Annotated in this window: 31 protein-coding genes and 1 other RNA gene; 14 read left to right on the top strand and 18 right to left on the bottom strand. The window is 51.3% G+C overall.

What is annotated here, in order from left to right:
* Positions 1-287: 287 nt before the first annotated feature.
* Both ACEVJK_RS08965 and ACEVJK_RS08960 read right to left on the bottom strand, forming a co-directional pair.
* The gene (locus ACEVJK_RS08965) at positions 288-1526 is read right to left on the bottom strand and encodes a hypothetical protein (RefSeq protein WP_374740413.1); all 1239 of its coding nucleotides are present in this window, start codon (positions 1524-1526) and stop codon (positions 288-290) included.
* An 81-nt stretch (positions 1527-1607) separates the two neighbouring features.
* A complete protein-coding gene (locus tag ACEVJK_RS08960; protein ID WP_374740412.1) occupies positions 1608-1850 on the bottom strand; it encodes a helix-turn-helix domain-containing protein in 243 nt (80 codons plus the stop codon).
* Between the two features lie 103 nt (positions 1851-1953).
* Between ACEVJK_RS08960 and ACEVJK_RS08955 the strand changes: the two genes are divergently transcribed.
* Positions 1954-2931 (top strand): DNA-deoxyinosine glycosylase, encoded by a 978-nt coding sequence (locus ACEVJK_RS08955; protein ID WP_021920516.1) that lies wholly within the window; start codon positions 1954-1956, stop codon positions 2929-2931.
* A 122-nt stretch (positions 2932-3053) separates the two neighbouring features.
* Here the strand turns inward: ACEVJK_RS08955 and ACEVJK_RS08950 are convergent, their stop codons facing one another.
* On the bottom strand, positions 3054-5381 hold the full coding sequence (locus ACEVJK_RS08950; protein WP_374740411.1) for a YfjI family protein: 2328 nt from the start codon (positions 5379-5381) through the stop codon (positions 3054-3056).
* On the bottom strand, positions 5326-5520 hold the full coding sequence (locus ACEVJK_RS08945) for a hypothetical protein (RefSeq protein ID WP_176833196.1): 195 nt from the start codon (positions 5518-5520) through the stop codon (positions 5326-5328). Before ACEVJK_RS08945 ends, ACEVJK_RS08950 begins: the two co-directional genes overlap by 56 nt.
* Before the next feature lie 208 nt (positions 5521-5728).
* On the opposite strand from ACEVJK_RS08945, the gene ACEVJK_RS08940 reads away from it, so the two are divergent.
* A complete protein-coding gene (locus tag ACEVJK_RS08940) occupies positions 5729-6451 on the top strand; it encodes a helix-turn-helix domain-containing protein (protein WP_374740410.1) in 723 nt (240 codons plus the stop codon).
* Positions 6448-7944: a recombinase family protein gene (locus tag ACEVJK_RS08935; RefSeq protein ID WP_374740409.1), complete on the top strand. Its 1497-nt coding sequence runs from the start codon at positions 6448-6450 to the stop codon at positions 7942-7944. The genes ACEVJK_RS08940 and ACEVJK_RS08935 overlap by 4 nt, the downstream gene beginning before the upstream one ends.
* A 472-nt stretch (positions 7945-8416) precedes the next feature.
* On the opposite strand, the gene ACEVJK_RS08930 is transcribed toward ACEVJK_RS08935, so the two are convergent.
* Positions 8417-8641, bottom strand: a complete 225-nt coding sequence (locus ACEVJK_RS08930) for an ABC transporter ATP-binding protein (protein WP_374740408.1) — start codon at positions 8639-8641, stop codon at positions 8417-8419.
* A 563-nt stretch (positions 8642-9204) separates the two neighbouring features.
* Here ACEVJK_RS08930 and ACEVJK_RS08925 point away from each other — a divergent pair.
* From ACEVJK_RS08925 to ACEVJK_RS08915, 3 genes are all read left to right on the top strand, one after another.
* Complete coding sequence (locus ACEVJK_RS08925) at positions 9205-9426, top strand: hypothetical protein (RefSeq protein ID WP_340405469.1); 222 nt, start codon at positions 9205-9207, stop codon at positions 9424-9426.
* Positions 9427-9552: 126 nt separating this feature from the next.
* The gene (locus ACEVJK_RS08920; protein ID WP_374740407.1) at positions 9553-9858 is read left to right on the top strand and encodes a hypothetical protein; all 306 of its coding nucleotides are present in this window, start codon (positions 9553-9555) and stop codon (positions 9856-9858) included.
* Complete coding sequence (locus ACEVJK_RS08915) at positions 9851-9994, top strand: hypothetical protein (RefSeq protein WP_374740406.1); 144 nt, start codon at positions 9851-9853, stop codon at positions 9992-9994. The genes ACEVJK_RS08920 and ACEVJK_RS08915 overlap by 8 nt, the downstream gene beginning before the upstream one ends.
* Positions 9995-10126: 132 nt before the next feature.
* Here the strand turns inward: ACEVJK_RS08915 and ACEVJK_RS08910 are convergent, their stop codons facing one another.
* The 8 genes from ACEVJK_RS08910 to ACEVJK_RS08875 all read right to left on the bottom strand — a co-directional run bounded on the left by ACEVJK_RS08910 (position 10127) and on the right by ACEVJK_RS08875 (position 15130).
* A complete protein-coding gene (locus ACEVJK_RS08910; RefSeq protein WP_374740405.1) occupies positions 10127-10396 on the bottom strand; it encodes a hypothetical protein in 270 nt (89 codons plus the stop codon).
* 369 nt (positions 10397-10765) lie between these two features.
* Positions 10766-11395 (bottom strand): RNA polymerase sigma factor, encoded by a 630-nt coding sequence (locus ACEVJK_RS08905; RefSeq protein ID WP_374740404.1) that lies wholly within the window; start codon positions 11393-11395, stop codon positions 10766-10768.
* 65 nt (positions 11396-11460) lie between these two features.
* Positions 11461-11808, bottom strand: coding sequence for a hypothetical protein (locus tag ACEVJK_RS08900; protein ID WP_374740403.1), 348 nt, complete (start codon positions 11806-11808; stop codon positions 11461-11463).
* A complete protein-coding gene (locus ACEVJK_RS08895; protein WP_374740402.1) occupies positions 11798-12193 on the bottom strand; it encodes a hypothetical protein in 396 nt (131 codons plus the stop codon). Before ACEVJK_RS08895 ends, ACEVJK_RS08900 begins: the two co-directional genes overlap by 11 nt.
* A 68-nt stretch (positions 12194-12261) precedes the next feature.
* On the bottom strand, positions 12262-13797 hold the full coding sequence (locus tag ACEVJK_RS08890) for a YfjI family protein (protein ID WP_374740401.1): 1536 nt from the start codon (positions 13795-13797) through the stop codon (positions 12262-12264).
* A complete protein-coding gene (locus ACEVJK_RS08885; RefSeq protein ID WP_374740400.1) occupies positions 13752-14372 on the bottom strand; it encodes a CHC2 zinc finger domain-containing protein in 621 nt (206 codons plus the stop codon). Before ACEVJK_RS08885 ends, ACEVJK_RS08890 begins: the two co-directional genes overlap by 46 nt.
* A gap of 390 nt (positions 14373-14762) precedes the next feature.
* The gene (locus tag ACEVJK_RS08880; RefSeq protein ID WP_374740399.1) at positions 14763-14948 is read right to left on the bottom strand and encodes a helix-turn-helix domain-containing protein; all 186 of its coding nucleotides are present in this window, start codon (positions 14946-14948) and stop codon (positions 14763-14765) included.
* Complete coding sequence (locus tag ACEVJK_RS08875; protein WP_374740398.1) at positions 14948-15130, bottom strand: hypothetical protein; 183 nt, start codon at positions 15128-15130, stop codon at positions 14948-14950. Before ACEVJK_RS08875 ends, ACEVJK_RS08880 begins: the two co-directional genes overlap by 1 nt.
* A 369-nt stretch (positions 15131-15499) precedes the next feature.
* Between ACEVJK_RS08875 and ACEVJK_RS08870 the strand changes: the two genes are divergently transcribed.
* Positions 15500-15994, top strand: a complete 495-nt coding sequence (locus ACEVJK_RS08870) for a hypothetical protein (RefSeq protein ID WP_374740397.1) — start codon at positions 15500-15502, stop codon at positions 15992-15994.
* 104 nt (positions 15995-16098) lie between these two features.
* Positions 16099-17301, top strand: a complete 1203-nt coding sequence (locus ACEVJK_RS08865; protein ID WP_374740396.1) for a tyrosine-type recombinase/integrase — start codon at positions 16099-16101, stop codon at positions 17299-17301.
* Positions 17302-17379: 78 nt separating this feature from the next.
* On the opposite strand, the gene ssrA is transcribed toward ACEVJK_RS08865, so the two are convergent.
* From ssrA to ACEVJK_RS08845, 4 genes are all read right to left on the bottom strand, one after another.
* Positions 17380-17744: a transfer-messenger RNA gene (gene ssrA, locus ACEVJK_RS08860) on the bottom strand.
* A 233-nt stretch (positions 17745-17977) separates the two neighbouring features.
* A complete protein-coding gene (locus ACEVJK_RS08855) occupies positions 17978-18499 on the bottom strand; it encodes a peptidylprolyl isomerase (RefSeq protein WP_262669129.1) in 522 nt (173 codons plus the stop codon).
* 27 nt (positions 18500-18526) lie between these two features.
* Positions 18527-18988: an SsrA-binding protein SmpB gene (gene smpB / locus ACEVJK_RS08850; protein ID WP_147573357.1), complete on the bottom strand. Its 462-nt coding sequence runs from the start codon at positions 18986-18988 to the stop codon at positions 18527-18529.
* Between the two features lie 72 nt (positions 18989-19060).
* Positions 19061-19732 carry a thiamine diphosphokinase gene (locus ACEVJK_RS08845; RefSeq protein WP_147573358.1) on the bottom strand — a complete coding sequence of 224 codons (672 nt, stop codon included), beginning with the start codon at positions 19730-19732 and terminating at the stop codon, positions 19061-19063.
* 282 nt (positions 19733-20014) lie between these two features.
* Between ACEVJK_RS08845 and ACEVJK_RS08840 the strand changes: the two genes are divergently transcribed.
* Genes ACEVJK_RS08840 through ACEVJK_RS08830 form a run of 3 tightly spaced genes read left to right on the top strand, consistent with a single transcriptional unit; the run spans position 20015 to position 23428 of the window.
* On the top strand, positions 20015-21154 hold the full coding sequence (locus ACEVJK_RS08840) for a cysteine desulfurase family protein (RefSeq protein ID WP_374740395.1): 1140 nt from the start codon (positions 20015-20017) through the stop codon (positions 21152-21154).
* A 29-nt stretch (positions 21155-21183) separates the two neighbouring features.
* Complete coding sequence (locus tag ACEVJK_RS08835) at positions 21184-22572, top strand: MATE family efflux transporter (RefSeq protein WP_186853132.1); 1389 nt, start codon at positions 21184-21186, stop codon at positions 22570-22572.
* Positions 22573-22585: 13 nt separating this feature from the next.
* On the top strand, positions 22586-23428 hold the full coding sequence (locus ACEVJK_RS08830) for an MBL fold metallo-hydrolase (RefSeq protein WP_240288571.1): 843 nt from the start codon (positions 22586-22588) through the stop codon (positions 23426-23428).
* Between the two features lie 35 nt (positions 23429-23463).
* Here ACEVJK_RS08830 and ACEVJK_RS08825 read toward each other — a convergent pair whose 3' ends face one another.
* The gene (locus ACEVJK_RS08825; RefSeq protein WP_186853131.1) at positions 23464-23619 is read right to left on the bottom strand and encodes a hypothetical protein; all 156 of its coding nucleotides are present in this window, start codon (positions 23617-23619) and stop codon (positions 23464-23466) included.
* Between the two features lie 315 nt (positions 23620-23934).
* Here ACEVJK_RS08825 and hrcA point away from each other — a divergent pair, with 315 nt between their 5' ends.
* The 3 genes from hrcA (at position 23935) to ACEVJK_RS08810 (ending at position 25835) form a co-directional block, all read left to right on the top strand.
* Positions 23935-25002, top strand: a complete 1068-nt coding sequence (gene hrcA, locus ACEVJK_RS08820) for a heat-inducible transcriptional repressor HrcA (protein WP_147573361.1) — start codon at positions 23935-23937, stop codon at positions 25000-25002.
* Positions 25003-25023: 21 nt separating this feature from the next.
* Positions 25024-25635 (top strand): nucleotide exchange factor GrpE, encoded by a 612-nt coding sequence (gene grpE, locus ACEVJK_RS08815; RefSeq protein WP_186853130.1) that lies wholly within the window; start codon positions 25024-25026, stop codon positions 25633-25635.
* A gap of 62 nt (positions 25636-25697) precedes the next feature.
* Positions 25698-25835 (top strand): hypothetical protein, encoded by a 138-nt coding sequence (locus ACEVJK_RS08810; RefSeq protein ID WP_186853129.1) that lies wholly within the window; start codon positions 25698-25700, stop codon positions 25833-25835.
* The last annotated feature ends 7 nt before the right edge of the window (positions 25836-25842 follow it).

Raw genomic sequence — 25842 nt, 5'->3', positions numbered from 1 at the left:
TCGAACTCTCTTGGATCCAAATTTGCAATTTTTCTTGAGAAGCATCCAACCGGCCTTCTGGCCGGCGGCGCCTTTGCGCCGTACAAGCGTTTTGCCACAGGCAAAACCTTGGCGCAGGGCGAATTCACTTCGCCCGAGCATTTCAATCACCGAAGGGTGGAGCGACCAACGGGAGCGAAACCCAAAAGAAAATGCGACTTGTCGAAACAAGTCGCATTTTCTTTTGGTGGAGCTCAGTGAACCAAATAAGAACTATATCTGCTTTGTATGGGGCTTCGCTTTAGTAATTAAGATTCGTTAGTCACTTCTTCTTCTGCAATATCTTCCTCCAAAAGTTCATCCAATATATTTTCGTCATTTTCGGGAAGGTTCGGCAGATTGTTCTTGGCACTTTCGATTTGCAAATAACCAAATGTATCTGCGAGAGCAGTTGCAGAGGTCTCAACTTTCTTGGTGTCTACACCGAGTTCTTTGAATTTTTCGAGAATAGCTAATTTCTTTTCAAGGTTATTAAGCTCTTGCTCCTCAATCTCCAGAGGGAGTTTCCGTTCCTCTTTTTCTAACTGTAATTTTTCTCGTTTTGCCGCAATGTATTCTCGATTGACTTCTGCTGGGAGTGAGAAAAGGCTTTTTAGAAATGTGGGTATCGCTTCTGGCTTCACCACAGAAATAGCGCCAATTGTCAATCCTGCAAAAACTTTTGCGGCATCTATGAGTTGTGGGATAGCATCTACAATCTGAAAATCGACTGGCCCGGGAGATGCTATGTTCACTTGGGCCGAAATTTTATCTTCATTTACGATTTCGCACCAACAGTCAGTGGCCGCCCACAGTAACTTTGAAAGTGTTCTTGGTCCAACAGGTGTTACACGGCCAATATGATATACGATATTTAGATTTTGTTTATAACTATGAACATCATATAATAGGCCAAGAATATTACGCCAATAGTCATCAAAATTGCTTATACCGTGATAATTCGAAATAGCTTTAAAGAGTCTTCCATCTATTTCAGTAGACTTTATTGTTCGCAAGGGGGTAATTTTTCGACGCTTACGATATGGGCAAGACACCTCATTTATCTGAACATCTTTTTTCTCAATACGGGAAATTACTTCTTTCTCAATTTCATATGTTTTGCTTTCTTCCTCATAATACTCTCCCGCAAGTGCAATTGTAATGCGCTCTGAGCCAGCATTGGGTATTACAATATAATCCCCTGGCTTTACATCGTGAATAAAACTGTTGCATTTGTTTATGACGGTAGTTGGCCGCTTGATTTCGCTATAATTAAGTAAAATCTGATCTTTTAAAACGTCCTGCGATTCCTCGGAAAAATCAGTAGCGGATGTAATTGTATTCCATGCCAATGCAATAAAACTATTTGAAATGAATTCGTTATAAAAATATCCCTTTTTGGTACGAATCATCCAAAATCTTGTTTCTTTATCAATTATTTTGATTTCATAATTAAGAATCGAATCAAGAAAGGATTGCTCTTGCAAAAGCTGTTCGAGTTTATCCATCTCGTAGTCCTTCTTTCTTTTAAATGTCGTTACCAATTGGCAAGGGGTTATTTTTCTTTGAAGACTATCGGCTAAAGAAATTTACTTCAGTTCCTGCTCCAGGCCATCAAATTCTGGCGTACTAAAAAATTCCCCCAATGTGATATTCAGTCCATCACAAATCATTTTAATCGTTACAATTTTGGGGTTGAGGCTCTTACCATAAAGAATATTTTTGATGGACGAAGGCGGCAGACCGGATATTGTTGCTAAACTGTTGATTGTAATTTCCCGCTCATTACATAATTGCAATATCCGGTTGCGCACAGCCATTGTTGTGTTCATAGGTTATCCTCCCTTACGAACTTAGCGTAAGGGATTTCATTTGCTTTTGTAGGCTACGCGTGATACTATTAGGCTATGTATAGCCTAATAGGGAGGTATGAACATGGGCGCTGGCCTGTCAAAAAATCGAATTAAAGGTTTATCTGCAAGTGTTGACCAAAATTCGGCCGTTCTTATATTGGGAACGCTCCCTGGTCGAATGTCACTGACCTATGGCAAATACTACGCCGACCCCTCCAATAAATTCTGGGACATATTATTCATAGCATGTGGAGAAAAGATAGATAAGACGGACCAAGGAAAGAAACAGTTGCTGGAGAAATATCATATCGCACTTTGGGATATATTGTATTCTGCTGTGCGTAAGACCTCCAACGACAAAGACATATCTGATGAAACGCCGAATAACCTCCCGCTGTTCCTTTCTCAATATCCAAATATAAAACTTCTGATATTTCATAGCAACGATGCTTATAAATATTTTAAGCGGTTTTTCAATAATACCGCCGTTCCTTATATTTGCGTATCCTCACCAAGCGGTCAAAATAGAAAAGGCACCCAAGAAAAAGCGAAGGAGTGGAGAGCCGCCTTATCTTGCGCCATTCCACAACTCAGAAACGGGCCAAGGTTGGCGTGGAAGGGGGCACTCCCATGTGATATAATATTTTCACAAGAAAGGAGTATTGATATGGAGATTGAGAAAATCCGTAATTATATATCTTACTTTGAAACGGTCAATGCGGAAACCGCCTGTCGCTGGGAAGAAAGCAGGAAACTGGAAAGCGGTGCTTTCTCCATGCCGTTCCCTGTCTATGACACCCACTTTCTAAACTTTATAGATGATGTTTCCAACAGTGACCTTATGGATGTTAGTTATGGAGATACATTGGAGGAATATGGGCTTGGAATGAACAATGAACTTACAAAGAAAATTGATACTGCTGATCTCAGACTGGCAAAAGCAATTTTGACTTGCTATGTCCGGCAAGAACGCTTCTGCGATGGACTATGGGGACGGGCAATCAAAGAGGGGACCTTTTTGGCACTGTTAAAGCGAATAGATACCCTCTTGACACTGTAAATATCGCATAAAAAGGCCATGCTACCCATTTGGGGATAGCATGGTCCTTTTTGTGGCTTTTATGGACTAAAAGGAAATAAAGATATATTTCCATTAAACCCTAAAAAGCCATATTGATGGGATTATCGGTCGAAGTAAAGCGGATTAAGCAGATAACTGTCACCTTTGGGCCGCCCGCCTGTTGCCTGATAATATGATCTCTTTTTCAGATAGCCATATTCAATGAGCAAGTCCAACGCAGGGAGCATATCATCCGCCCTTTTGAAACTCTTGTTTCTGCATAGATGGTACAGACCGCTTTTTGTAAATTCCCGCCTTGCTTGGCTTTCCACTCTCCGCAGTATGTATTTGGCCTCATGGAGTGTTTTGTCGGCCCCCATAACAGAATAGGCGTATTGTGCGTGTTCCAAGAAATATTCGGTGATTTTAATGGCCCGCTTCATCGTGCGTCCTGATACGAGAGTCTTGTCCGGAGAAATGCGATTTTCTACACAGTGGAGTATACCCGCAATCCTCAGTGCAGTTCCCGCACACTTTCCGCCCCAGTCAGACATATCTTCCAAGTCTGTCAACAAACGGGCTTCAATCTTTTCAGAGAACTGTCTATAAACATCGAGAGCGTCACCATCCAGTCTAATAATCGGCATATCCGAATTGGGATAGGGTAAGGAAAGCAAATCAAGTAAAATTTTCTCGTATTGTTCGTTGAGTTCCTTTTGTATAGGGGGAGTGTCAAAGGGACGATGTCCCATCATGGGGTTAGGCTTACTGTATAAAAAGCGCCCGGTAAGCCCTCGTCCCCGAAAGGCATCATTATTGAGCATTCCCTCCAATACACTTTCCTGCGCCGACAAGAGCATAGTAAGCGCAGGAGCGTCGAGGCACTCAGCTTCCCGCCCCTTACGGTCTACCCGAATCGGATCGCCAGAATAGGCTTTTAATACGGTATCAATAGACACCACATTGGAGGAATACTTTCCATTAAAAATATCGAACAAACCACCCTCCGTAGAAATCACCGTTATAATGCCGTTATTATCCGCCATAAGGGAGGTTAGGGCTTCGGGGGTAATATCATCGGCGATTAGGCGCAAGGGCCTTATACGGCGCTGTTCCAGCTCATAGCATTGGCGTCTTGCCGTATCCGCTTCATCACGCAGACCCTTCCTTTCATACTTTTCAATCTGCGCCCTCCACTTATTGAGTTGCGCTTCTTGTTCGGCAATCATCGGTTGTCTGCGTTTATTTTCCTCCATCTCATATTTATAGATGGCCCTCGTCATTGTTTTAATAATGCTGCTCTTGCGCTCCCCTGACTTAGCAATAATCAGAAAGTATAGGTTTAATTGCTCGTAATAATCTGGCTTCCCTTCAATGACAAATTTCCCCTGCACTGCCGCCGCAACCAAGGCCAACGCAGCTATGGCCGGCATATCAACTGCGGTAGCAGTGTTTTCTGATACAGCCATCACATAATCCCGAAGTTCAACTGGTAACCGTTTAACGGGGAAGGGTGGCAACTGGTATTCCTCCAATAACTCCGGTTCATGCCATTCTGGCTGGCATAGTTCGTTGGAGAATTTATCAATGGCTTCTCCCACCGTTAACCCCTCCGTTGCCATCAGATAGTCGATGATACTGCCCCCGACCTCTCCACTGGAAGAAAAGCAGTAAAATGTATTGGTGTCCCGATAATAGCGCAGGTCGTTTTTATGCCCACATACCTCGCAATTTTGGAAACTGACCGTGTTTCCACTTTCAGAATATGGGCCATTCCGTTCAATCAGATATGAGAGAAAATCAAACTTCTCTATCTGCGCTTCCAACTCCGGATTTCTCCGCAGCTCTAAAGAAATGATATTCTTTTTGGTATTTTCGCTTTTCGGTTGTTCACGACAAGGGATTGCTAATATGTTCTCCACTGAGATCCTCGCATTTTTGCTGTGCAGGACTACTTCTTTATTTGTGCCCAAGAACAGGCGGTTAGCATTGGTGCAGGCTCTATCACTCTGTGGGAAAATAGAAACCAGACGCTCAACAATCGCACACCGTATATCAGGGTCGTTGATAACATCGTCTGTGATAAACACAAGCCTGAATTTTGGACATTTGTCGCTGTGGCTGAAGGTCTGATAAGAAATCACAGGTGATAGTTCATAGTCATCACATATCCTTAATGCCTGTTCCTGTGATAACTGTGGATGTCCTTGATCGGCATTATCAATATCCACCATAAAGACTTGCTGCTCTTGCCAATCGGCGGCTTTGGAGCCATCTAAGATAGCGGGGCAAACCGTATGTCCAGTTCGGAGCTTTTGTGCCAATTGAGCGACAGTTACTTCCTTTATACTATCCTTCTTCAATACTCTCCGGGAAATTCTTCCCCACTCCCTTTCATCTGCCTTCTCCTCTATCCCTATCGGGTCGATGTGTAGCCGTATCTTTGCCATTAAAATACTCCTCCTCTGTTTTTAGAAATTCCTGATATTCCTCTTGGTGTGCACCAACATAGGCGGCAATATCACGATAGATGGCATAGGCAAAGATTCGGGCTTGCTCCCGGCTGATTTTACCTATTCTGTCCGCCATGTTGTTTCACCACCATTCAGAAACCTCTTTACATTTCAGAATAAATCCCTTATAATAATTTCTGTAAATAGAATTTATTAAAATTTATTCTGAATATCGAATGTGATGATAGCATAAAAAAAGAGACTTGTCAGGAAAATCCGTTAAGCCGTTAAAAATAAAATTCCAAAAATTATAATTCTATAAATCGAATATTGGAGGTGCTTTTATGGCAAGGAAAAATTCAACAGCAGACAGTATCATTCCGGTATGGGTGCAAAGGCTTCAAGCCCTATTGGAAGAACGAGATATGAAGCAATCTGAACTTGCTGGCAAAATTGGTGTTGCTCCATCTACTGTTTCTGATTGGCTGAGTGAGACAAAAGGAAGAGAGCCTGGGGTTAGCAAGCTATACAGTATTGCAACTGTACTTGGGGTATCAATGGATTATCTAATGGGGGCAAGCGAATGTGAAACTGCTAAAAATGAAGAAATTCATAAAAGGATCGGCTTGAGTAACAAGGCCATCAAAAAACTCATTCGTCTGCAACGCAAAGTCAAGGCCAATAACCTTTTGGCCGTAAAAAAAGTGGCAGTCTGTAATTTCTTATTAGAAACGGAGGACATGACGGACCTTTTTGACTGTCTTTATAACTATTTGCTGGGGGAATATTATTTTAATGATGGGCAGCAGGATTTAAGTGCAACTGCAATTTACTTAAAATCGCCACTCGGAACATCTGATGAAAGGCTGAATTTTGCCGAAAGTTTTTCCTATGTTTATTTATCGAAAATTACGCAGGAACTATCTCTTTTGAAGGAAGAAGCTGTCAAGCGCAGTAGACTAAGAGAAAAAAAGACCTATGAAGAGTGGAAAAATACTGATGCTGGAAAGGCTGTTGATTTGGAAACTTTGAAAGATCAAGCGGCATATGAAGATGGGGAGGAATGAGTATGAATGTTGTAATCTATGCCCGATTTTCTTCTCATTCCCAAACGGAACAGTCAATCGAGGGGCAGTTAAAAGAATGTTACGCCTACGCCCAGCGCAACGACTATACCGTGGTAGGGGAATACATCGACCGGGCTCTTTCTGGCACCACAGACCATCGCCCTGAATTTCAAAAGATGATTGCTGATAGTTCCAAGAAAACTTTTCAGGGTGTTTTAGTTTATCAGCTTGATCGCTTTGCCCGCAATCGCTATGACAGTGCCACCTATAAATCAAAACTAAAAAAGAATGGAGTCCGTGTGCTGTCTGCCCGTGAGAATATTTCGGACGATGCAAGCGGCGTACTGATGGAAGCTGTTCTGGAGGGGATGGCTGAATATTACAGTGTAGAGTTGGCTCAGAAAATCAAACGGGGAATGGACATTAACGCTGAGAAGTGCCTTTCTACTGGCGGCAATCTGGCGCTTGGCTTCAAAACAGAAGATAAACGGATTGTGATTGACCCACTTACCGCGCCAATCGTCGTTAACATTTTTGAGATGTATGTGACTGGCTCGACAATGGCTGATATTATCCGCTATCTCAATGCCAATCAAATCAAAACATCCTACGGGAATGAATTCAACAAGAACAGTATCAACCGCATTTTGAGAAACAAGCGATACATAGGGGTATATACATACCGGGATAAGGAAATTCCTGATGGACTCCCCCGCATCGTTGATGAAGATTTGTTTTGGGAGGCACAGCGCATTATGGAGAAAAACAAAAAAGCCCCCGCACGAGCGAAGGCTAAAGTAGATTATCTCCTTACCACAAAACTGTTCTGTGGACACTGTAAGGCCGCCATGACTGGTATCAGTGGGACGAGTAAGACAGAGCGGAAATATCACTATTATCAGTGTGTGACCAACCGCCGGGACAAATCCTGTGACAAAAAGACGGTTGGAAAAGAGTACATAGAAGATTTGGTGGTCAACAGACTGCGGGATTTCCTGACCCCAGACAATATCAGTACGATTGCCAGAGAAGTTGTTGACCTCTGTGAACGAGAGAGCAACAACGGCAACACAAGGAGGCTTAAAAAACTGCTTGCAGAAAATGAGCAGGCCACAGAAAATCTGCTGAAGGCCTTGGAGAGTGGACAGGCCGTTGATATTATTGCTGACCGGATTGCACAAAAGAAGAAAGAGCATGAGAAACTGTCCCTTCAACTTCTTGTGGAAACCTCCCAGCATCCGACCCCCAGCGTGAAGGAAATCCGCTTTTTCCTAAATCAGTTCCGCAAGGGGGACATCAACGACCCAAAATACCGGCAGGGGCTGGTGGATATGCTTGTCAACAAAATCTACCTCTATGACGACAAAATGACCGTCCTGTGCAATACACAAGACGGTCACTTTGATGTTGACCTTAAGGAAGTGAGTTCACTTAAGGGTCAGTTGGTGGAGGCGGGGAGAGTTGAATTATTGGGAGAGCGTCTTTTGCTGTAAAATACCGTACAGAATCAAACCTTTTCCCTCTAATCTGGCATATGCTGTATCATGTTGTTAAAACCGTAAAGGGAAAACTAAAGGGAAAACTTTATTAAGTCTTGGGGCTTTTGTTTCTTTACGGATAAAAATCAACCGGCGCAATTTTGCGCTTGTTAGCGATCCTCTCTGTTGCATTTTGTCAGTCTTTATGATATTCTGTCCGTGGCTCTCTTTTGAGGGCTGGGCGCTGCACAAGACGGCGGGCGGTTAGTCACATAACCCCGGAAGGGGGTGACGCTATGCGGATCACATTACATATCGGGCCTTTCACGGTCACGATCATTGTGAAAAGCAGAAACCGCCACCGGGCAGGGTGACGGTTTCAAGGCTTTAGTCTTGACTTCTTAACTCGCACGGGCTAACCGCTCTCAGCAGCGCCCTTTCTATGTTCATTATAGGCCACCACATCCACACTGTCAAGCCCTGGGCGCTATGCCTGGGGCTTTTCTGTTTCTGGCCCCGCAGGAGCGCCGTTGTCCCGCTCCATAGTCTCCGCTATTGCACGGTTCACAAAACCGTTTACGCTCTCCCCACGGGCCTCTGCGTGGGCTTTTATGGCCTCCTTCTGGCCTTTTGGAACCGTTAATTCCATGCGGTCATAGTTTGCCTTTACATATTTGTGTACGGCCTTCTGTTGTGCCTTTGATACTGCCACGGTTTTTCCTCCTTCCTGGGGGGTGATATGAAATATCGACACCTCTTCCATTATGACCTTATTATATCACGGAAATCTACTCCCGTAAATAGTAAATATAAATAAAAATATTCACGTAAATATATGCATTATACCAATAGACATATTCCCGTAAATAGATTATAATACATAATGTCAGGAGGGAACAGAACCGGCGAAGGTGGACGATAGTATCAAGACCACCACAGAAGAGCGGGACGGGATACGGGAGATTGGGACGCACTGAGAAGAACGCTATGCCGTAAAGCCCACCGCCGCCGGGGGTTTCCCCAGACAGGGGCAGAAGTTGAAAATAATATGAGGTAACACAAGTGAGCATCAACGAGTTAGACATGAAGGTGAAGGAGTTGCGGAGCGGTTTATGAAGTCCGTCACCTGCCGCCGCTTTGTGCTGGCATAAGGAAAGCCCCCATATCCGAAGCGCCGACCAAGCTATACGGATATAGGAGCCTGTAACCCCGGAGGGGGCTATAGTGATAGCTTACCACAGTCCCCTCTAGAAATCAACTGAAAGAGGATATATGATGGAAGTAAGAAAGATTGATATGGACGGCGCACGATTTTCTCTTAAAGCGATCTCAACGACCTTTGGCTTAATTATGGAAGATATGGAGCAAGAACACCAAGACGCAAAGGACTATGAAGTGTGCTTTTATGCACGCACGGAGGATGTATATATACCAGCCCTCAACCTTGTACTTTGTTCCCTCCAGGATCTGCTAGAAAAGATGGAGACGGCGGTATGAACCAGAAAGAACTATTGAGATCCGAGATCGAATGCGTCCTGGATAGGAACAATACAGAGAAATTTATGCGCCATATCCTGACAGTGGCACTTGCTTATGAGAGAGCGTTGAGGGAGGCGGGGCATCGTGGATAATCCTATTACATTCCCCACCACGCCGGAAGCGTTCAATGCCTATCAGGAGCAACTTATAGGACGGAAGCAATCCGAAAAGGAAAAGGAGGTCGCGGCCGCTTGGGTGGAGGTGTTCAATCTCTCTTATGAGGACGGGCTAACCCAAGACCGTGATACCCTGGAGAAGGACCTGGACAATCTGGAGGAACTTATGGCCCGCCATAAAGACAATGCGGGAGTACATAAATTCGCCGAGGCTTGCCGGTTCTGGATGATTGAAGCCTGGAGGCAAGGAAAGGAGGCCGCAGAGCATGACTAAAGAGGAGCGCCGCCAAGCCAACCGGGAGCGGGAAAAGGAGGCCCAGATAGAAGCCCTCCGCCAGATCAGGGACAACCCCCAGGCCACGCCGGGGGAGCGACTGGAGGCCGTGAAACTGCTGCTAAAGCTGGAATAACGAGATGAAGGAGGGAACTGCCCACACGGGCTTCCCCCCTTTTTTCTGTATAACGTCTCAGAGTTGGAAAAAGTTCCCCTCACCGATCCCTTAGCGGGATTCTCCCAGGGGGTAGGGGGTGGGGGGGATGTACTATCGGCATATCCGGGCCAGATCTTCCATCAGCCGCTTTCCGTGTCGGAGCTGATATCGGGAGAAACGGACCAGATGGCGGCGGTATGTGGTTTCGTGCATCCCCTTTGGCCTATCTGGACGAAAACCTAAAAAAGAAAATCCATCTACCGGCCACGGCGGGAGGGTCAGGTATCGCTTTGCGTATTCCATTCCCTTCCAGTAGTCCACCATGCCGTCCTTTGTCTGCTGCTGGCTTTTGTAATTCAGCTTGGCACATTTCCGGCACAAGAAACCTCTCTGTCCTGTCAAATACAGATATCGCACCCTCTGGCCGCATCCGGGGCAGAGGAAAAAGGTTTGCTGTCCGCCGTAGCCGTTGCGTTTGTGGGATAGACTGATCTTGTATCCGCTTGGAGGGAATAGCTCGCAAAAGTCATCTCCCTGGTAAATGTCCAGGTATTTCCCACCACAGAATATCCCACCCCAGGCATGGGTAAACGCCAACTCAAAACTATCTATTCGGGGTGTCTGCTCCACCTGTTCATGGGTTTTATTCCATCCACCAGCGTTACAGCGAAAATACACACCTCCACCCCTTTCTGCTTTTATGCCTAAATACGTTATCAAACTCAATTATATTAGCGTTTTCTGGCGGTTTTAACGGTATATTCTTAGCCTCTGGCTGTTCCTGGGATGCCGCAGGAGGCGGAGGCCCTTTTGTTCCGCTGATCTGGCCGTTGTCCTGGTAGTTCCCATTCTGGCCGCTGTTTCATCCAGGGTAAAGCCATAGCAATACCGCAGTACCACGGCCCGCCGCTGTGGCTCTGACAGGGTCAACAAGGCCCGGTGTAAAGCATAGCGCAGGTCACACTCCGCGATATTTTCTATGACCTGTTCCGCCTCCGGGTCTGGCAGCACATCCGCCAGTGACAGTGTATCCCCCTCACTGTCTGTAAGTGGAGCATCCAGAGAGATACAGTTTTGGAGCGGGTCCCTTCTGGCCCGTTGTGTTCTCAACCCTGCCGCCTCGGAAAAGGCCCCCTTCAGCTTTAAGCCGTACCATGTGAGAAATGCCCCGCCCTCTGACCGCCAGCCTTCAAGGGCTTCCAGGAGGGCGAGAAAGGCTACCTGTTCAAAATCATCCACAGACAGCCCGCCCCGCCCATTGAGGGCCACAGTCCATTTGTAGGCCCAATTATGAGCGAATCTCTTTACCTGTGCCCACAAATCCAGCAGCTTGTCCTTATCCCCGCTCTGGATCTCCTTCGCCAGTTCTTCGTTGGTCATTGATACCCGGCCCCTTTCATGGTAGAATGTGATTGACAAGTCCACACTCCACCACAGGGCCGCTCTCATTCGCTGGGAGCGGTTTTTCTGGGTTCGCTCTGGGTTCGATATATCTTTAGCCAGTCCTCCAGCTTCATCACCACCAACCACGGGGAGCGGGAGCGGCGGAAAAACACAGCGGGGAGGCCATCACCAAAGCACACAGCGTCCCGATCCGCCTGTTCCAGCCAGGAATAAGGTCGTAGCTGCTCCACCCGCTTGCACTCGATATGGACACCAGGGAGGCCGGTCAAGTCCGGCACCTCACCAAAGGACAGGGAACCGCCCCGCTCGACGGGATAGCCATATTCACGGAGCAGGGCGGCAAGTTCCCGCTCCCCGTCTGCGCCCTTCCGTGTGCTTTTAGCCCCCATGCGTTAATTCCTCCCAATTCACAGGATGGACACCGGCGGCGCTCAATGCGGCGGCTATGTCCTGGGGCATGGTCAAGCCCATCTCTGCCGCAAACTCCTCCAGGTAGCCGGGGGCCATGTATAGAACCGCCGTACCCCCACCCTCCAGCAGCTCCCCCAGGGCGGTCAGTGTGCATCCGTTCCCGGTCAGGGCTTCACGAATAGACTGAACCAGGGCGGCATCCGTGGCCTGTTTGTGGTGCCATGTAACCAGGTCTTGGTGAAGGTCTTTCCCGTCGCTGTCTTTATAGTCAGCTACCAACCGCCGCCGCCGGGGCGCACAATCCCCCAGCGGCTCACACAGCGCAGCCATTACCCGCTCCACGTCTGAAAATATATCGTCCATGTAAACTCCTTTCAATCTGTTTTCTCATGGACAGAATGGACTAAATGGACAGAATACCCACCACCGCCCTAATTGTGTCCATTCTGTCCATTGTGTCCATAGGCTAACGGGTTTACTTTTATTTTTTGGCTTGCCTTTCTCCCGGCTCCATCCCGCTCCACGTCCTCAATGCGAATATACCCATATTCCATCAGAACACGTAGCGGGGCCTCCATACACTCCGCTTTTTTGAACTTGCCCCGGACAAGGCGGAACAGGTCACGTTTGCTGATCTCAGCCTCTCCACTGGCCGCAATCCGCCGCCATAGGTATTTGGCATCCTCCACGCTTTCATCGGCTCCCATAGCCTGATATGCGGCCTCTGCATGAGCGCCCAGGAACTCAGCTATTGAGGTAGCCCCGGCCATTGTTTCCGGGCTGATCGGCTCCGTGGACGGGAAGCTGGACAGGTGGAGCAAGGTGGCAATCCGCACCATAGCGCCCACTGCTTTACCTCCCCAGTCCCTCATGTGTTCCCATTCCCCGCCCAACTTCTTTTCAATGTACGCCTGATAATCTTCCCGAATGGTGTTGGCGTCTGGGGACAGGTACACAATACCGCTCCCCTGATCTGCCAAAATGCGGCGTACAAATTGCCGGTATTCTGCCCGTGTGCTGCTGGACATTGGAGCGGGAGACACTTCCCGCCGTCCCACCTTCGACCGGCACATAGCATAGAGGAACCGCCCACACAGCCCCCGGCCCCTGAAGGTGGCGTTATCCATCAGCCCATGAAGGACGGAGGGCTGAATGGTCAAAATCATAGTCAGGCGGGGTTTGGCGATATAGTTTGACTTTCTCCCAATACGGTCAACGGATATTGTATCTCCAGCGTGTCCCTTTAAGTAGATATCAAAGTTTGCCGCCCGGTCATACCGTCCCGCTATGCTATCGAATACGCCGCCCTCGGCGCTGGCTACCGTGATACTGCCGCCTTGCAGCTCCATCATGTCCACCAGCTTCTCCGGGGTGGTATCGTCCACCATCAGACGGAAGGGGTGCAATTCCTTGAAGTTGGCAAGCTGGGCAGATAAGTCAAGGGCCTCTTGCCGTTTGGCCTCAAAATTACCCTTTCCCTTTGCGGCGCTGTTTTGTGCGGCTTGCAAGGCTTTTTCTAATAATACACGCTCCGTCTGATTTTGGGCGATTTCCGCCGCTTCAAATTCCCGCTGTTCTGCCTCGTACTCATAGACCGGGCCAGACAGGGCCGATATAACGGCGCTCTTTCGCTCTCCGGGCGGGGCCACGGCCACGGGGTACAAACAAAGCGGCTCCCTCCAGTCCGGGGTGATCTGCACCTCGTACTTGGATTGAAACGCCGTCGCCAAAATCCCCAGGGACAGAATACCGGACATTTCGGGCGGGGTCTGTGTGGTTTCGGCCAGGGCTTCCACGAACGCCGCCACAGGAGCGGGAAGGGCGTCAACGGGAAAATATGGGGTGTTCGGGTTGCTGAATGGAATAGGCTTGTCCCACTCCGGGACAGAATGGACGGTATGGACAGAATTTGTGTCCGCTGTCAAGCCGTCTTGGACTTCATCGGCGTATCGCTCAAAATTCGACATATCCGTGACTGTATCACCTGCCGTTCTCTAAAAATTTCCATTTGTTCCTCTGGCTCCCCGATAGTCAGGACATCAGCCAGATATTCATGGTAGGCTTGTCGCTGTATAGCCAGCGTTTCCCGCTCTGAAAGCCGGTCTAAATCATCCGGGGCCGCTATCCCCTGGAGGGCTATGTGCGCCACACGGTAAGCCTCGCAAGCCTTGACACACAGGGACTTCCGCCATTCCTCAAATCTTTTGTGCGCCTCGGCTACCTGTTTACGACGCCGGGCCGCTTCTGTTTCTGCCGGGGTAGGCTTTCGGTGGAGTGGGAGGCCCAGCATAAAATCAGCGTTCAGCCGCTCCACCGCCGCCATTGGCGCCAGCCCCAGCAGACGGGCGGTAAAGTCTATACTGTCCCCGGACGCATTACACGCCCAGCAGCGATAACGGCCATTTCTGAAAGACATAGAAGGGTGCTTGTCTTGGTGGAAAGGGCATAGCGCCCAGCCTCGCCGGTCAAAGGTCAGCCCATAATGCCGGGCGGCGTCCTGGACGCTTACCCGCTCCCGTACCTCCCGGAAAACATCAGTCAATCCCTGCCGCCTCCTCAATAGCGTTGGCGGCCTCCAAAATCTCCGTTGCTCTGCGACGAAGTGAAGCTACACAGGCCGTTGTTTCTGTCTTGTCTGACGGAAGAAAGTATCCATCACGGTTATTGCTCAAGATCGGAATATGTTTCCGACGCTCTGCATGGATCTGCTTTCTTACCTCTCTCTCTGAAAGCTGAGTAATCCGTACCAAGTCCCGAAGATGGAGCCCCTGTCCCGCTCCAGCAAGCAGAAACTGGGAAATATATCCCGCTTGCGTCCGGTCCTGGTCTGATGTACAATAGTTTTGGGAAGTGGTGTCCGCCCGTGAAGCCGACCCCGTTTCCTCCGCCCGTTCCGGTGCTGCAACACTGGAGCGGGTTTTTCTTTGTTCACTCATTGTTCGTTCACCTGCTTTCTGATCCACTCCCGTAGCCCTTCCACAGAGATTAGTGTCCTAGTTCCGACTTTGAAGGCCGGGAAATCTTCTCGATTCATCATTTGATATACTGTGGGCTTACTTACCCCCAGCAATCGGGCTGCTTCGAGTGCAGAGACGGCCAGAGGTTCCAGTTTGTCCATTAGCTCACCTCCTGTTCCAAAACGGCGATTGCATCCATTAGCAGTTTTTCCTTTTCTGCGGAAAGTGGGAATCTTAACCACCGCATTAATGTTGGCTCGCTGATTCCGGCGGTTGCCGCAATTTTCCACAAGGGCACCCCTGCGATGCGTGCAGCTTTCCTGATTTTTTGATTTTCTCTCATTACATCAGCCTCCTCTTGACAGAATGATTTTAATACTATAAAATATAGAATAAGATGATAATATCATACCGAATATTTGTTCGATTCGCAAGCTGATAAAAGTAAAAAATATACAACTAAAAGGAATAAAAAGTTGAAATAAATCAATTATTTGAAGGTGATAATGTGGATACAGAAAGATTGTCGCTTACTATGGGGAAAAGATTAAAATCCGAACGTGAAAGGCTTGGATTATCCCATGAAAAGCTCCGGTCCGCTATCTTGGAGAAGTATGGTGTCGAAATATCTAAAGACAGTCTGATAAATTATGAGGTTTCCGATGAGTATCATACTAAAGCATATAAAAATAATGGTATGAGGGTCGAATATTTGCGGTACTTTGCAGATTTCTATGGGGTTTCGGCGGATTGGTTGCTGGGGCTCACTGATGTGCGCACACCGGACAGTTCGGTCCGGAATATCTGCCAGTACACCGGCCTGAATGAAAATGCGGTGAAAACGCTGGGCGGATGGGCGGACCTGGCCAGTATGGCAGCGGATATGGATGGGCTAACCTGTACCACTGTGTTGGACGTGCTCAACACTCTGCTGGGGGCGCACATCCCGGACGAGTGTGTCAAGCAGGATGCCCCCGTGGACTTGTTCTACACTTTGCTGGAGACGATGGCCACCTTGCGGGATATCCACCGGATTAACTATAGCGAACTGCCAGAAGAGGAGCGGGCGGTATTGCTGGAACGAAATGGCCTGCAAGGCTACTCGAATCAAACGCATACCTGGATTGGCGTGGAGGGCTTTCGAGCTACCCAGGCATTTCATGACATTTTGGCCCATTTCCTGAAGCCTCCGGAGCTGAGGAAATAAAAGCCGCCCCCGGTGCTACGAACACCAGGGACGGCTATAAGGGGCAGTAAACTTCACACGGCCTACTGCTCCTCCATTCTACCACAAACAAAGGAGGAATTGCAATGGCGAGAAAGAGCAACACACGAGCCGCACAGGGGAGCGGGACGATCCGCAAGAAAACAGTCACCCGCAAGGGCCAGCAATACACTTATTGGGAGGGCCGGGTCACCATTGGCCATGATCCCGGAACAGGGAAACAGATACAGAAGTCCTTTACCGGCAAGACACAGAAGGAGGTCCGGGAGAAGATACAAGCTGCTGCTGTGGCTGTCAATGATGGGACCTATCAGGAGCCAAGTAAAATGACGTTGGGGGAATGGCTGGACATCTGGCAAAAGGACTACTTGGGCGGCGTGAAACCTTTTACGGTCCAGACATACAGCAAAAATGTCCGGGTCCATATCAAGCCAGCTCTGGGAGCAGTCAAGCTGGAAGCACTTACCGCCCACAAGATCCAGGGATTTATTAACGATCTAGGAAAGCCAAAGGGGGACAAAAAGGGACTTTCTCCTAAGACGGTCAAATGTATCCACGGTATTTTACATAAGGCGCTTCAACAAGCGGTGGTAGTGGGCTATCTCCGGTTCAATCCAGCGAACAACTGCGCTTTGCCACGCTCCGCCCGGAAGGAGATCAAGCCGCTGGACAGCGGGGATATCTCCAGATTCTTGAAAGCCATTCAGGGAGATTCATTTGAAACGATCTTTTTGACCACTCTCTTTACTGGTATGCGGAGGGGAGAGGTCTTAGGACTTACCTGGGATTGTGTGGATCTGGAGCGAGGGCATATCCTTATTAACAAGCAACTCCAGAACATTCCCGGCAAGCCGGGGGAATATCATCTTGTACCCACAAAGAACAACAAGGGTCGTATGATTACAGTGGCCCCCTCTGTGGTCAGTATCTTGAAAAAACACCGAGCCCACCAAAGTGAAATGCGTCTCTTGGTAGGAAGTATGTGGGAGGATTCCGGCCTAGTATTCACAGATGACCTGGGCCACCACTTAGCCCCCAGCACTATGTACCATCACTATAAGAAGATTGTAGCCTCTATCGGCCTCCCTAACGCACGATTCCATGATCTGCGGCATAGCTATGCCGTGGCTGCCATCCGGGCCGGTGACGACATTAAGACAGTTCAGGGCAATCTAGGGCACTACACCGCCTCTTTTACACTGGACGTATACGGCCACGTTACAGAGGAGATGAAACAGGCCAGCGCAGACCGCATGGAGCAGTTTATAAAGGGAGTTTCTAACCTGTAAAGGGAAAACTAAAGGGAAAACGCCCGGAAAAAGAGCATAAGAATAGCCTAGAACCGCTGTGGCTCTAGGCTTTCTTCTTGGTGGAGGCGGGGAGAGTTGAACTCCCGTCCGAAAACACATTCATGGGAACTTCTCCGGGCGCAGACGGTTATTACAGGAGTCTTGCTCTCCCCGTTCCCTTCGCTTCAGGCAAGCCGTCACGCCTGAAGGTCAGGTGAGCTTCATGATGCATGGCCGGCTCAAAGCTTTGCCGGCTCACGTCCGCCACTAAGCGACGCCTGATCCGGGCTCGTGGCCCTTCCCGGTCAGACGGCTGCCTTTAATTAGGCAGCGTAAGCGTAGTTGTCGTTCTTTAATTTATAAAGAATGCCCGTTTTAAGGTGGCCAGGCGCCACCGCCCGCTATTCCCACTGCAGCGTCCCCGTCGAAACCGGTACGCCCCCTCGTCGTCGCAAAGTCCAGCCAACTCCGCTTCCCATAATGGCGAAAACTTCGTTCGCTCCCTTATTCCTCCTCTCCAAAACGGATCCGCTGCACTGGGTTCCATTTTGGACAGCGGCTTTGCCGCCAGAAAAAGAAAACGTATGCAGTGTGGTTTGCTTGAGGGATTCAGTGAAATCAGACCGTACCGGCACGGCTGGCGCGCCGGTACGGATGCGCTTACTCAAGGACTATATTATACTTTCTCCGGTTCAGGGTACTCCACACCAAAGGTGTCAACGGTAACCGACTTCATCCTCTGGTCCTGACGGGGCCGGTCATTCCAATCTGTCTTGCTGTTTACGATGGCGTCAGCCACCTCCATGCCCTCAAAGACCTTGCCAAAGGCGGCATAGCTGCCGTCCAGGTGGGGAGCCTTCTCGACCATAATGAAAAACTGACTGCCGGCGGAGTCGGGGGCCATGGCCCGAGCCATGGACAGCACACCCCGGTCGTGGGCCAAGTCGTTCTTTACACCGTTCTGGCTGAACTCGCCCTTGATGGAGTAGCCGGGACCGCCCATACCAGTGCCTTGGGGGCAACCACCCTGGATCATGAATCCGGGGATACAGCGGTGGAAGATCAGCCCGTTATAAAAGCCCTTGCTGACCAGGCTGATGAAATTGTTGACGCTGTTGGGGGCCACCTCAGGATAGAGCTCCGCCTTCATGACGCCGCCGTCTTCCATTTCGATGGTGACAATGGGATTCTGTGCCATATCTGTCATCCTTTCTGATAGTACCGGTCACCGGTTCCTTGTCTTCATCGCCCGGTCTATTTCCCGCTTGGCGTCCCGCTTGGCGGAGGACTCCCGCTTGTCATAGAGCTTCTTGCCCTTAGCAAGCCCCAGCTCCAGTTTGACCCGGGGACCCTTGAAATAGACGGACAGGGGGATGAGGGAGTAGCCGTCCTGCTGGATTCGGCCGGAGAGCCGCAGGATCTCCCGCCGGTGCATAAGCAGTCGGCGGGGCCGGCGGGGGTCCTTATTGAAAATATTGCCCTTTTCATATGGACTGATGTGCATACCCAGGACAGACAGCTGCCCCTCCTTGATGATGCAGAAGGAGTCCTTCAGATTCACATTGCCCAGCCGGATAGACTTGACCTCGGTGCCCGCCAGTTCAATGCCGGCCTCAAATTTCTCTTCCACGAAGTAATCGTGGTAGGCCTTGCTATTTTTGGCGACGACCTTGACCGCTTCGCCCACTGGGGACACCTCCTCTCCCTCAAGATCAGGGAACAACTATACCATAGGATAGCCCAAAAGGCAAGGAAAAAGTCAAGGATTGGGCCACAGTTTGGGCAGTTGGGAGTAAAAATTCCCCGATTCCTCCCACAGCAGCAGGAGAGAACCATGCCTCACAGACACCGTGGCCTCTGTGCCCAGAAACTCATTGCTGACCCCAATGGGGAAACTGCCCTCCATTTGATACTGGTCCAGCGGAAATTTGAGCCCAGTGAGGGTGACCCCTTCCGCTGTGCCGCTGTTGCAGAACACAGATAGATAGCCAGACATGGAAGCGGGGAAGGTGAGGGAACTGTTCCGGAGGGCGGTGGCCGCTGTTTTTTCGCCTGCCAGGAATCCGTGGGCCCCTTGGGTAGTCAGCCAGTCCAGCAGCTGGAGGTTGCCAAGGGTGTGCTCCAGCCGGCCGCCCACGCCGCCCAGCAGAACGAATCGCCGGTAGCCCAGCTCCAGACCCTTACGAAGAGCGTAGACCATGTCAGTATCATCCTTCTCCGCTGGGAGCTGGATCACGTTGGGATGGGAGGGGGTGCGGCCCAGGGAATCAAAGTCGCCCACCACAAGGTCAGGCGTGACGCCGTAGGCCATCAGGGAGTCATAGCCACGGTCGGCGGCGATGACGTAGTCCCCCGGAGCGGGGTAGGGGCGCAGAGAGGGGGACAGGGACATGGCCCCCACCACATAACAGATGCGTTGGTTATTGGTCATGATAAAACCTTCTTTTTCAGAGAGCATAAGAGGCCCGGAGAAGACCGGGAGAACCCTTGAGCGATTTTTTCTCATTATACCACAAAGAGGTCTCCTTGTGGAGAGTATATTCCTGGAGAAGAAAAAATAAGTGTATCCAGGGAAGTTGTGCGGATAGGACCGATATAGAGAGAAAGTCCGGCAGCCCACTGGTCAGAGCCGGTCTACGCCGCCTTGACTTTCCTCCAGGCAGACGGTAGAATGAAGGATACTTTGAACAGATACAGACTGGGGTGGATCAGGATGATACATTATTTGGATAATGCGGCCACCACGCCGGTGCGGCCGGAGGCGGTACAGGCGGCGGTAGAGGCGATGACCAAAGGCTGGGGCAACCCCTCGTCCCGGTATGAACTGGGGACCAAGGCGGCCGCCCGGATGAAGGAGTGGCGGGGGAATGTGGCCCAAGCCCTGGGCTGCCTGCCGGAGGAGCTGTTTTTTACCTCCTGTGGCACGGAGGGGGACAACTGGGCCATCCAGTCTGCCCTGGAGGTCAATCGCCGCCGAGGAAAGCACATTATCACCACCGCCATCGAGCACGCCGCTGTGCTGGAGCCCTGCCGGGAATTGGAGCGCCGGGGCTATGAGGTGACATACCTGGAGCCGGACCGCCAGGGTAACATCACTGCCGCCCAGGTGGAGGGGGCGATGCGGCCGGACACGGCGCTGGTCTCCATGATGCTGGTTAACAATGAACTAGGCGCCATCCTGCCTGTGGGGGAGGTTGCCCAAGTCATTCGGAGGACTGGCTGCCCGGCTCTGCTCCACTGTGACGCGGTGCAGGGATTTTTGAAAATACCTTTTTCCCCCAAAAAACTGGGTGTAGACCTGCTGACAGTCAGCGGGCACAAGATCCACGCCCCTAAAGGGGTGGGGGCGCTCTATGTTCGAAAGGGGCTGAAGCTGCCTCCCCTGATCTGGGGCGGGGGGCAGGAGGAGGGCCTTCGGTCGGGTACTGAGGCCACAGCTCAGATCGCGGCGTTCGCCGCCGCCGCCCGGCTGGGGCGGCAGACTCTGGAGGAGGACATGGCCCATATGGCCCGGCTGAAGGAAGAAACCGTTCGGCGACTGGCGGAGGAAGTGCCGAAGGCGAAGCTGCTGGCCCAGGGGGGCGCTCCCCACATCCTAGCCATCTCCCTGGTGGGTTATAAGAGCGAGGTGGTGGTCCGCTTCCTGAGTGACCGGGGGGTATATATCTCCTCCGGCTCCGCCTGCCACAAGGGGAAACCCAGCCACGTCTTTGCCGCCCTGAAACTGCCCAAGGGGGAACGGGACGGGGTGCTGCGGATCAGCTTTTCCTACGATACCAAGCAGGAGGACGTAGACGCCTTAATTGAGGGATTGAAAGGGGCATCGGAGAAGCTGTTCCCATCCCTGTCCTGAATGAGAAACAACGAAAAAGGAGCGTTTCCATGTTTGCCTATATGCGGAGAGGACCGAATTTTTATAAGGAGGTCGCTGCTCTGGCCGCGCCTATCATCCTCCAGGATATGATCACCAGCACCCTGAGCATGGCGGACACCTTTATGGTGGGGCTGCTGGGGGAGGAGCCGATGGCGGCGGTTACCCTAGCCAATATTCCACTGTTTGTAGTGCAGCTTTTTATTTTTGGAGTGCAGAGCGGCTCCACGGTCCTGTTGAGCCAATACTGGGGCAAACAGGACATGGAGTCTATCAATCGAATCTATGGGATGGCCCTGTGGCTGGTGATGGCAGTATCGTCTCTGTGCTCGGTGATTCTGCTGATCTGTCCGGTAGAATTTCTCAGCCTCTTTGGCAACGACCGGGCGGTGGTGGAGCTGGCCGCCCAATATGGCCGGCTGGCGGGGCTGTCCTATGTATTCAACGCCTTTTCAATGACTTATATTGCAGCCTTCCGCAGTATGGAGCATCCCCAACTGGGAATGTACATTCTGGCTACCTCTATGGCAGTGAATACCTTTTTGAACTGGGTATTTATTTTCGGAAATCTGGGAGCGCCCGCACTGGGAGTTCAAGGGGCGGCTCTGGCCACCCTCATCGCACGCGTTTTAGAGGTTGTCATCGTGGCCTGTCACATGGCTAGGAATCGGATCTTCCGGGTGCGGTGGAGACTGGTCCTGCGGCCAGGAAAGCGGCTGGCCCGTCAATTTCTGATGTGCAGTGGGCCAGTGGTGCTGAATGAAACCCTGTGGGGGCTAGGTACCTCTATGTATCCCACAGTCATGGGACATATGGCGGGCAGCACGGAGATACTGGCCGCCTATACACTAGCAGGAAATGTAGAGAAAATATGTAAGGTAGTTTCCATGGGACTTGCCTCTACCGCGGCGATTATCATTGGCCGGGAGATCGGTGCCGGACATAAGGACAGGGTATATGGAGTGGGACTCGCCCTGAACACCTTGGCCGCCGTAGGAGGCGCGGCGCTGGGATTGGCCCTGTGGCTGGTACTGGTTTTCCTGGCGCCTACCTATGTGTTCCCGCTGTTTAAGCTCTCGGCAGGAGCGGCGGCCGCGGCCACTATGATGATTACTCTCCAGGCGGTCATCATGCCGCTGAAGGATTTTAACAGCGTGAATATTGTGGGAGTCCTCCGGGGAGGGGGAGATGTGCGGGCCACTACGCTCATTGACATTCTCCCGCTCTGGCTGGTGGCAGTGCCTATGGCCGCTATATGTGGGCTGGTGTTGAAGACGGGGATCTTTTGGGTCTACCTATCCCTGGGGGTAGAGCAGTTTTGTAAGTGCGTCGGGGGAGTGTGGAGATTAAGGAGCGGCAAGTGGATTCGAGACTTGACCCGCTCTGGAGCACTGGAATAAGGAGGAACAGGACATGAAAGTTGCCGTATTAATGGAAAATACTGCCCAGGAGGGATGCGGTCTGGTGCCGGAGCACGGCCTGTCCCTGTATATCGAATATCGGGGGAAGAGGCTGCTGCTGGATGGGGGCGCCTCAGGACGGTTTGCCGACAACGCCCAGAAGCTTGGGGTGGACCTGGCGGATGTGGACCTGGGGGTGCTGTCCCACGGCCACTATGACCACGCCGACGGCCTGCGCCGGTTCTTCCAGCTCAACCAGAGAGCCAAGGTCTATGTCCGCCCCCAGGCCGGAGGGCCCTACTTCTCCATGACAGAGGAGGGACCCAAATTTATTGGCGTCCACCGGGATATCTGGGAGGGGGCCAGAGAGCGGCTTGTCCCAGTACCGGGACCTATGGAGCTGCTGGAGGGCGGGTGGCTGCTGCCCGACGGTCCAAAGGACCCGGCCTTTATGGGAAAGGCGTCTAACCTGGTCTGCAAGCGAGGGGAGGATGACTTTTTCCCGGACGATTTCAGCCACGAGCAGTCCCTGGTGCTGGAGGGGGAGCGGGGACTGGTGGTCTTCAACTCCTGCAGCCATGGGGGCATCGTCAACATCGTGCGGGGCGTGTTGGACCAGCTGCCCGGAAAGCGGGTGCACGCCGTGGTGGGCGGACTGCATATGTATGCCAAGGGGGGGACTGGCATGAACTGCTCGCCGGAGTATGTACAGTCGGTGGCTGACGCGCTGAAGGCCCTGGGGGTGGAGCGAATCCTGACCGGCCACTGCACCGGACAGCCAGCCCTGGAGCGGCTGACGGAATACTTCGGTCCCGGCTGTCAGGGACTGTATACCGGCCAGGTGTTTACCCTATAAAAAAGAAACATGACCGCCTGTCTATGGACAGACGGTCATGTTGTTTTCTCCTCTAAGGTGGAGAGATATTGGAGCAGAATCGTTTCCACCAGGTTGGAGAGCGAGCGGTTCTCCAGCTGGGCCTGGGCGCGGAGGCGTTCTACCATGTCCTCATGAAAACGAAAGCTGTAATTCTTTTTTTCGATTCCCATAAAATCACCTCATATCTAGTGTAATACATTAGAAACATTTGTCAAGAGCCGGAGCTCTTAGCAGCAAAAGATAGAAGATGCAAAAAATTGGCGGGATTCATTTGTTTACAACAAATTCATAAAGTGCCTATTGACAATTCTGCCCCCCGGTGGTACATTATCTTTAGCACTCAGGAGTATTGAGTGCTAACGAAATGATCAAAGCGCAAGCAGGCCGGCATGAGGATATAAGACGAAGGGTCCGCGGAGCGGAGCTGTCTTGAGCCGGAACGGCCGGAAGCGCATGCCGAGATAAAAGGAACAGGGGGGGGAAACATGGAGCTGACGGATAGAAAAAGACGGATTCTTCGGGCCATCATTGAAACCTATATCGCCACCGCCGAGCCTGTGGGGTCGAAAATGGTAGCGGAGCGGGCCGGACTGGATGTGTCCAGTGCCACCATCCGGAACGAGATGGCTGATTTGACTGATATGGGCCTTTTGGAGCAGCCCCATACCTCCGCCGGACGGGTACCCTCCGCCGCGGGCTACCGGCTGTATGTCAATGAGTTGATGGGTCATCAGCAGCTGACCATGCAGGAGACTCAGCGTATCAACGAGGCGCTGAACCTGAAGATGGAGGAGCTGGATCGAGTGATCGACCGGGCGGGAAAGGTCCTATCCCAGTTCAGCGACTATCCTGTATTTACCATGGCCGCCCCCGCGGAGCGGATCACCGTCAAACGCTATGACCTGCTGAAAGTGGAAGAAAACGCCTTTATCGCCGTGGTCATGACGGACAACTCCATCGTTAAAAATAAACTCATCCATATCCCTGAGGAGGTTTCTGACACCCAGCTCCAACTGCTCTCCGCGGTTCTGAACAGTTCCTTCGTGGGACTGACCCAGGAGGAGATGGAACAGACCTTGGACAAGATGGAGACCCGCACCGCTCCAGGCGCCTTTGAGCTGATTGCCCTGGTGGTGGACTTCGCGGTGGAGATCCTGTCGGAACAGAGCAGCCAAAAGGTCCGAACTACCGGAATCACTCACTTGCTGGAACACCCGGAATACCGAAGCCTGGACAAGGCTAAACCTCTGATGAACTATCTGGCCGAGGAGAAGGATGTGGCCCGGCTGCCTGTGACAATGACCGGCGGCCAGAACATGAACATCCTGATCGGGCCGGAAAATGTCAGTGACGCGCTGAAGGACACCAGTGTGGTCATGGCCAGCTACGACATTGGAGAAAATATGAAGGGCGTCATCGGAGTGGTTGGACCCACCCGGATGGACTACGCCAAGGTCACCGCCCGCCTGTCCTATTTTGCCGACAGCCTGACCCGGATGTTCGGCAAGGGAGAGTTACCCCCGGCAGAGAAAACAGATACACAGGAGCCATAAGCAGGAAAGGAGCGCCGCATCGTGAGCGATAAAAATAAAAAGAAGCAGGCCCAGCCTGAGCAGTGTCAGGAGGATATTCGGAAGGAAGAGGCTGTGGAGCCTGAGGAAGAGGCTGTTCGCACGGAACAGGAGGAGAAAGGGGGGCCCCAGGAGGCCGGCGAGGCCGCCCAGGAGGACCAGAAATCAGGGGAGGCACCCAAGGAGGAGCCCTCCGGAGAGGGGACCGCACCCCTCGACGACCGCTTTCTCCGCCTGGCCGCGGAGTACGACAACTACCGAAAGCGGACCGCCAAGGAGAAGGAGTCCATCTGGAACGACGCCAAGGCGGATACCGCCGCCGCGTTTCTTCCCGTCTATGATAACCTGGAGCGGGCCTTGAAGCAGGACACCGCCGACGAAGCCTACAAAAAAGGGGTGGAGATGACGATGAACCAGCTGAAGGAGATCCTTTCCAAGCTGGGCATCACTGAGATTCCCGCCCTGGGCCAGCCCTTTGATCCGAATCTCCATAACGCCGTTATGCACGTGGAGGATGAGAGCTTGGGCGAGAACGTAGTGGCCGCCGTGTTCCAGGCCGGCTTCCAGTGCGGCGAGAAGGTCATCCGCTTCGCCATGGTGCAGGTGGCCAATTAGGGGAACGGAACCGAGGTGTGCGGCTTATTTTCAAAAGCCGATGGGATTAAAGGAGGAAAACAGTGAAAAGAAATCAGCCCTGCAAGCAGTGCTGTAAAGCGAAAACCTGTGATGCTGTATCCTATACCCTGCTGCTCGCTGGGGGCCTGCTGGCCTGGTGCGCCGCACTCTACGCCATCGGGCCGCTGTTCCTATTTTAACTTTGTA

Origin of the sequence: Flintibacter sp. P01028 (assembly GCF_041925235.1) — a bacterium.
GTDB classification, from domain to species: Bacteria; Bacillota; Clostridia; order Oscillospirales; family Oscillospiraceae; genus Lawsonibacter; species Lawsonibacter aceti.
Note: the sequence above shows the minus strand (reverse complement) of the source record. Positions and strands in the feature narration are given on the sequence as shown.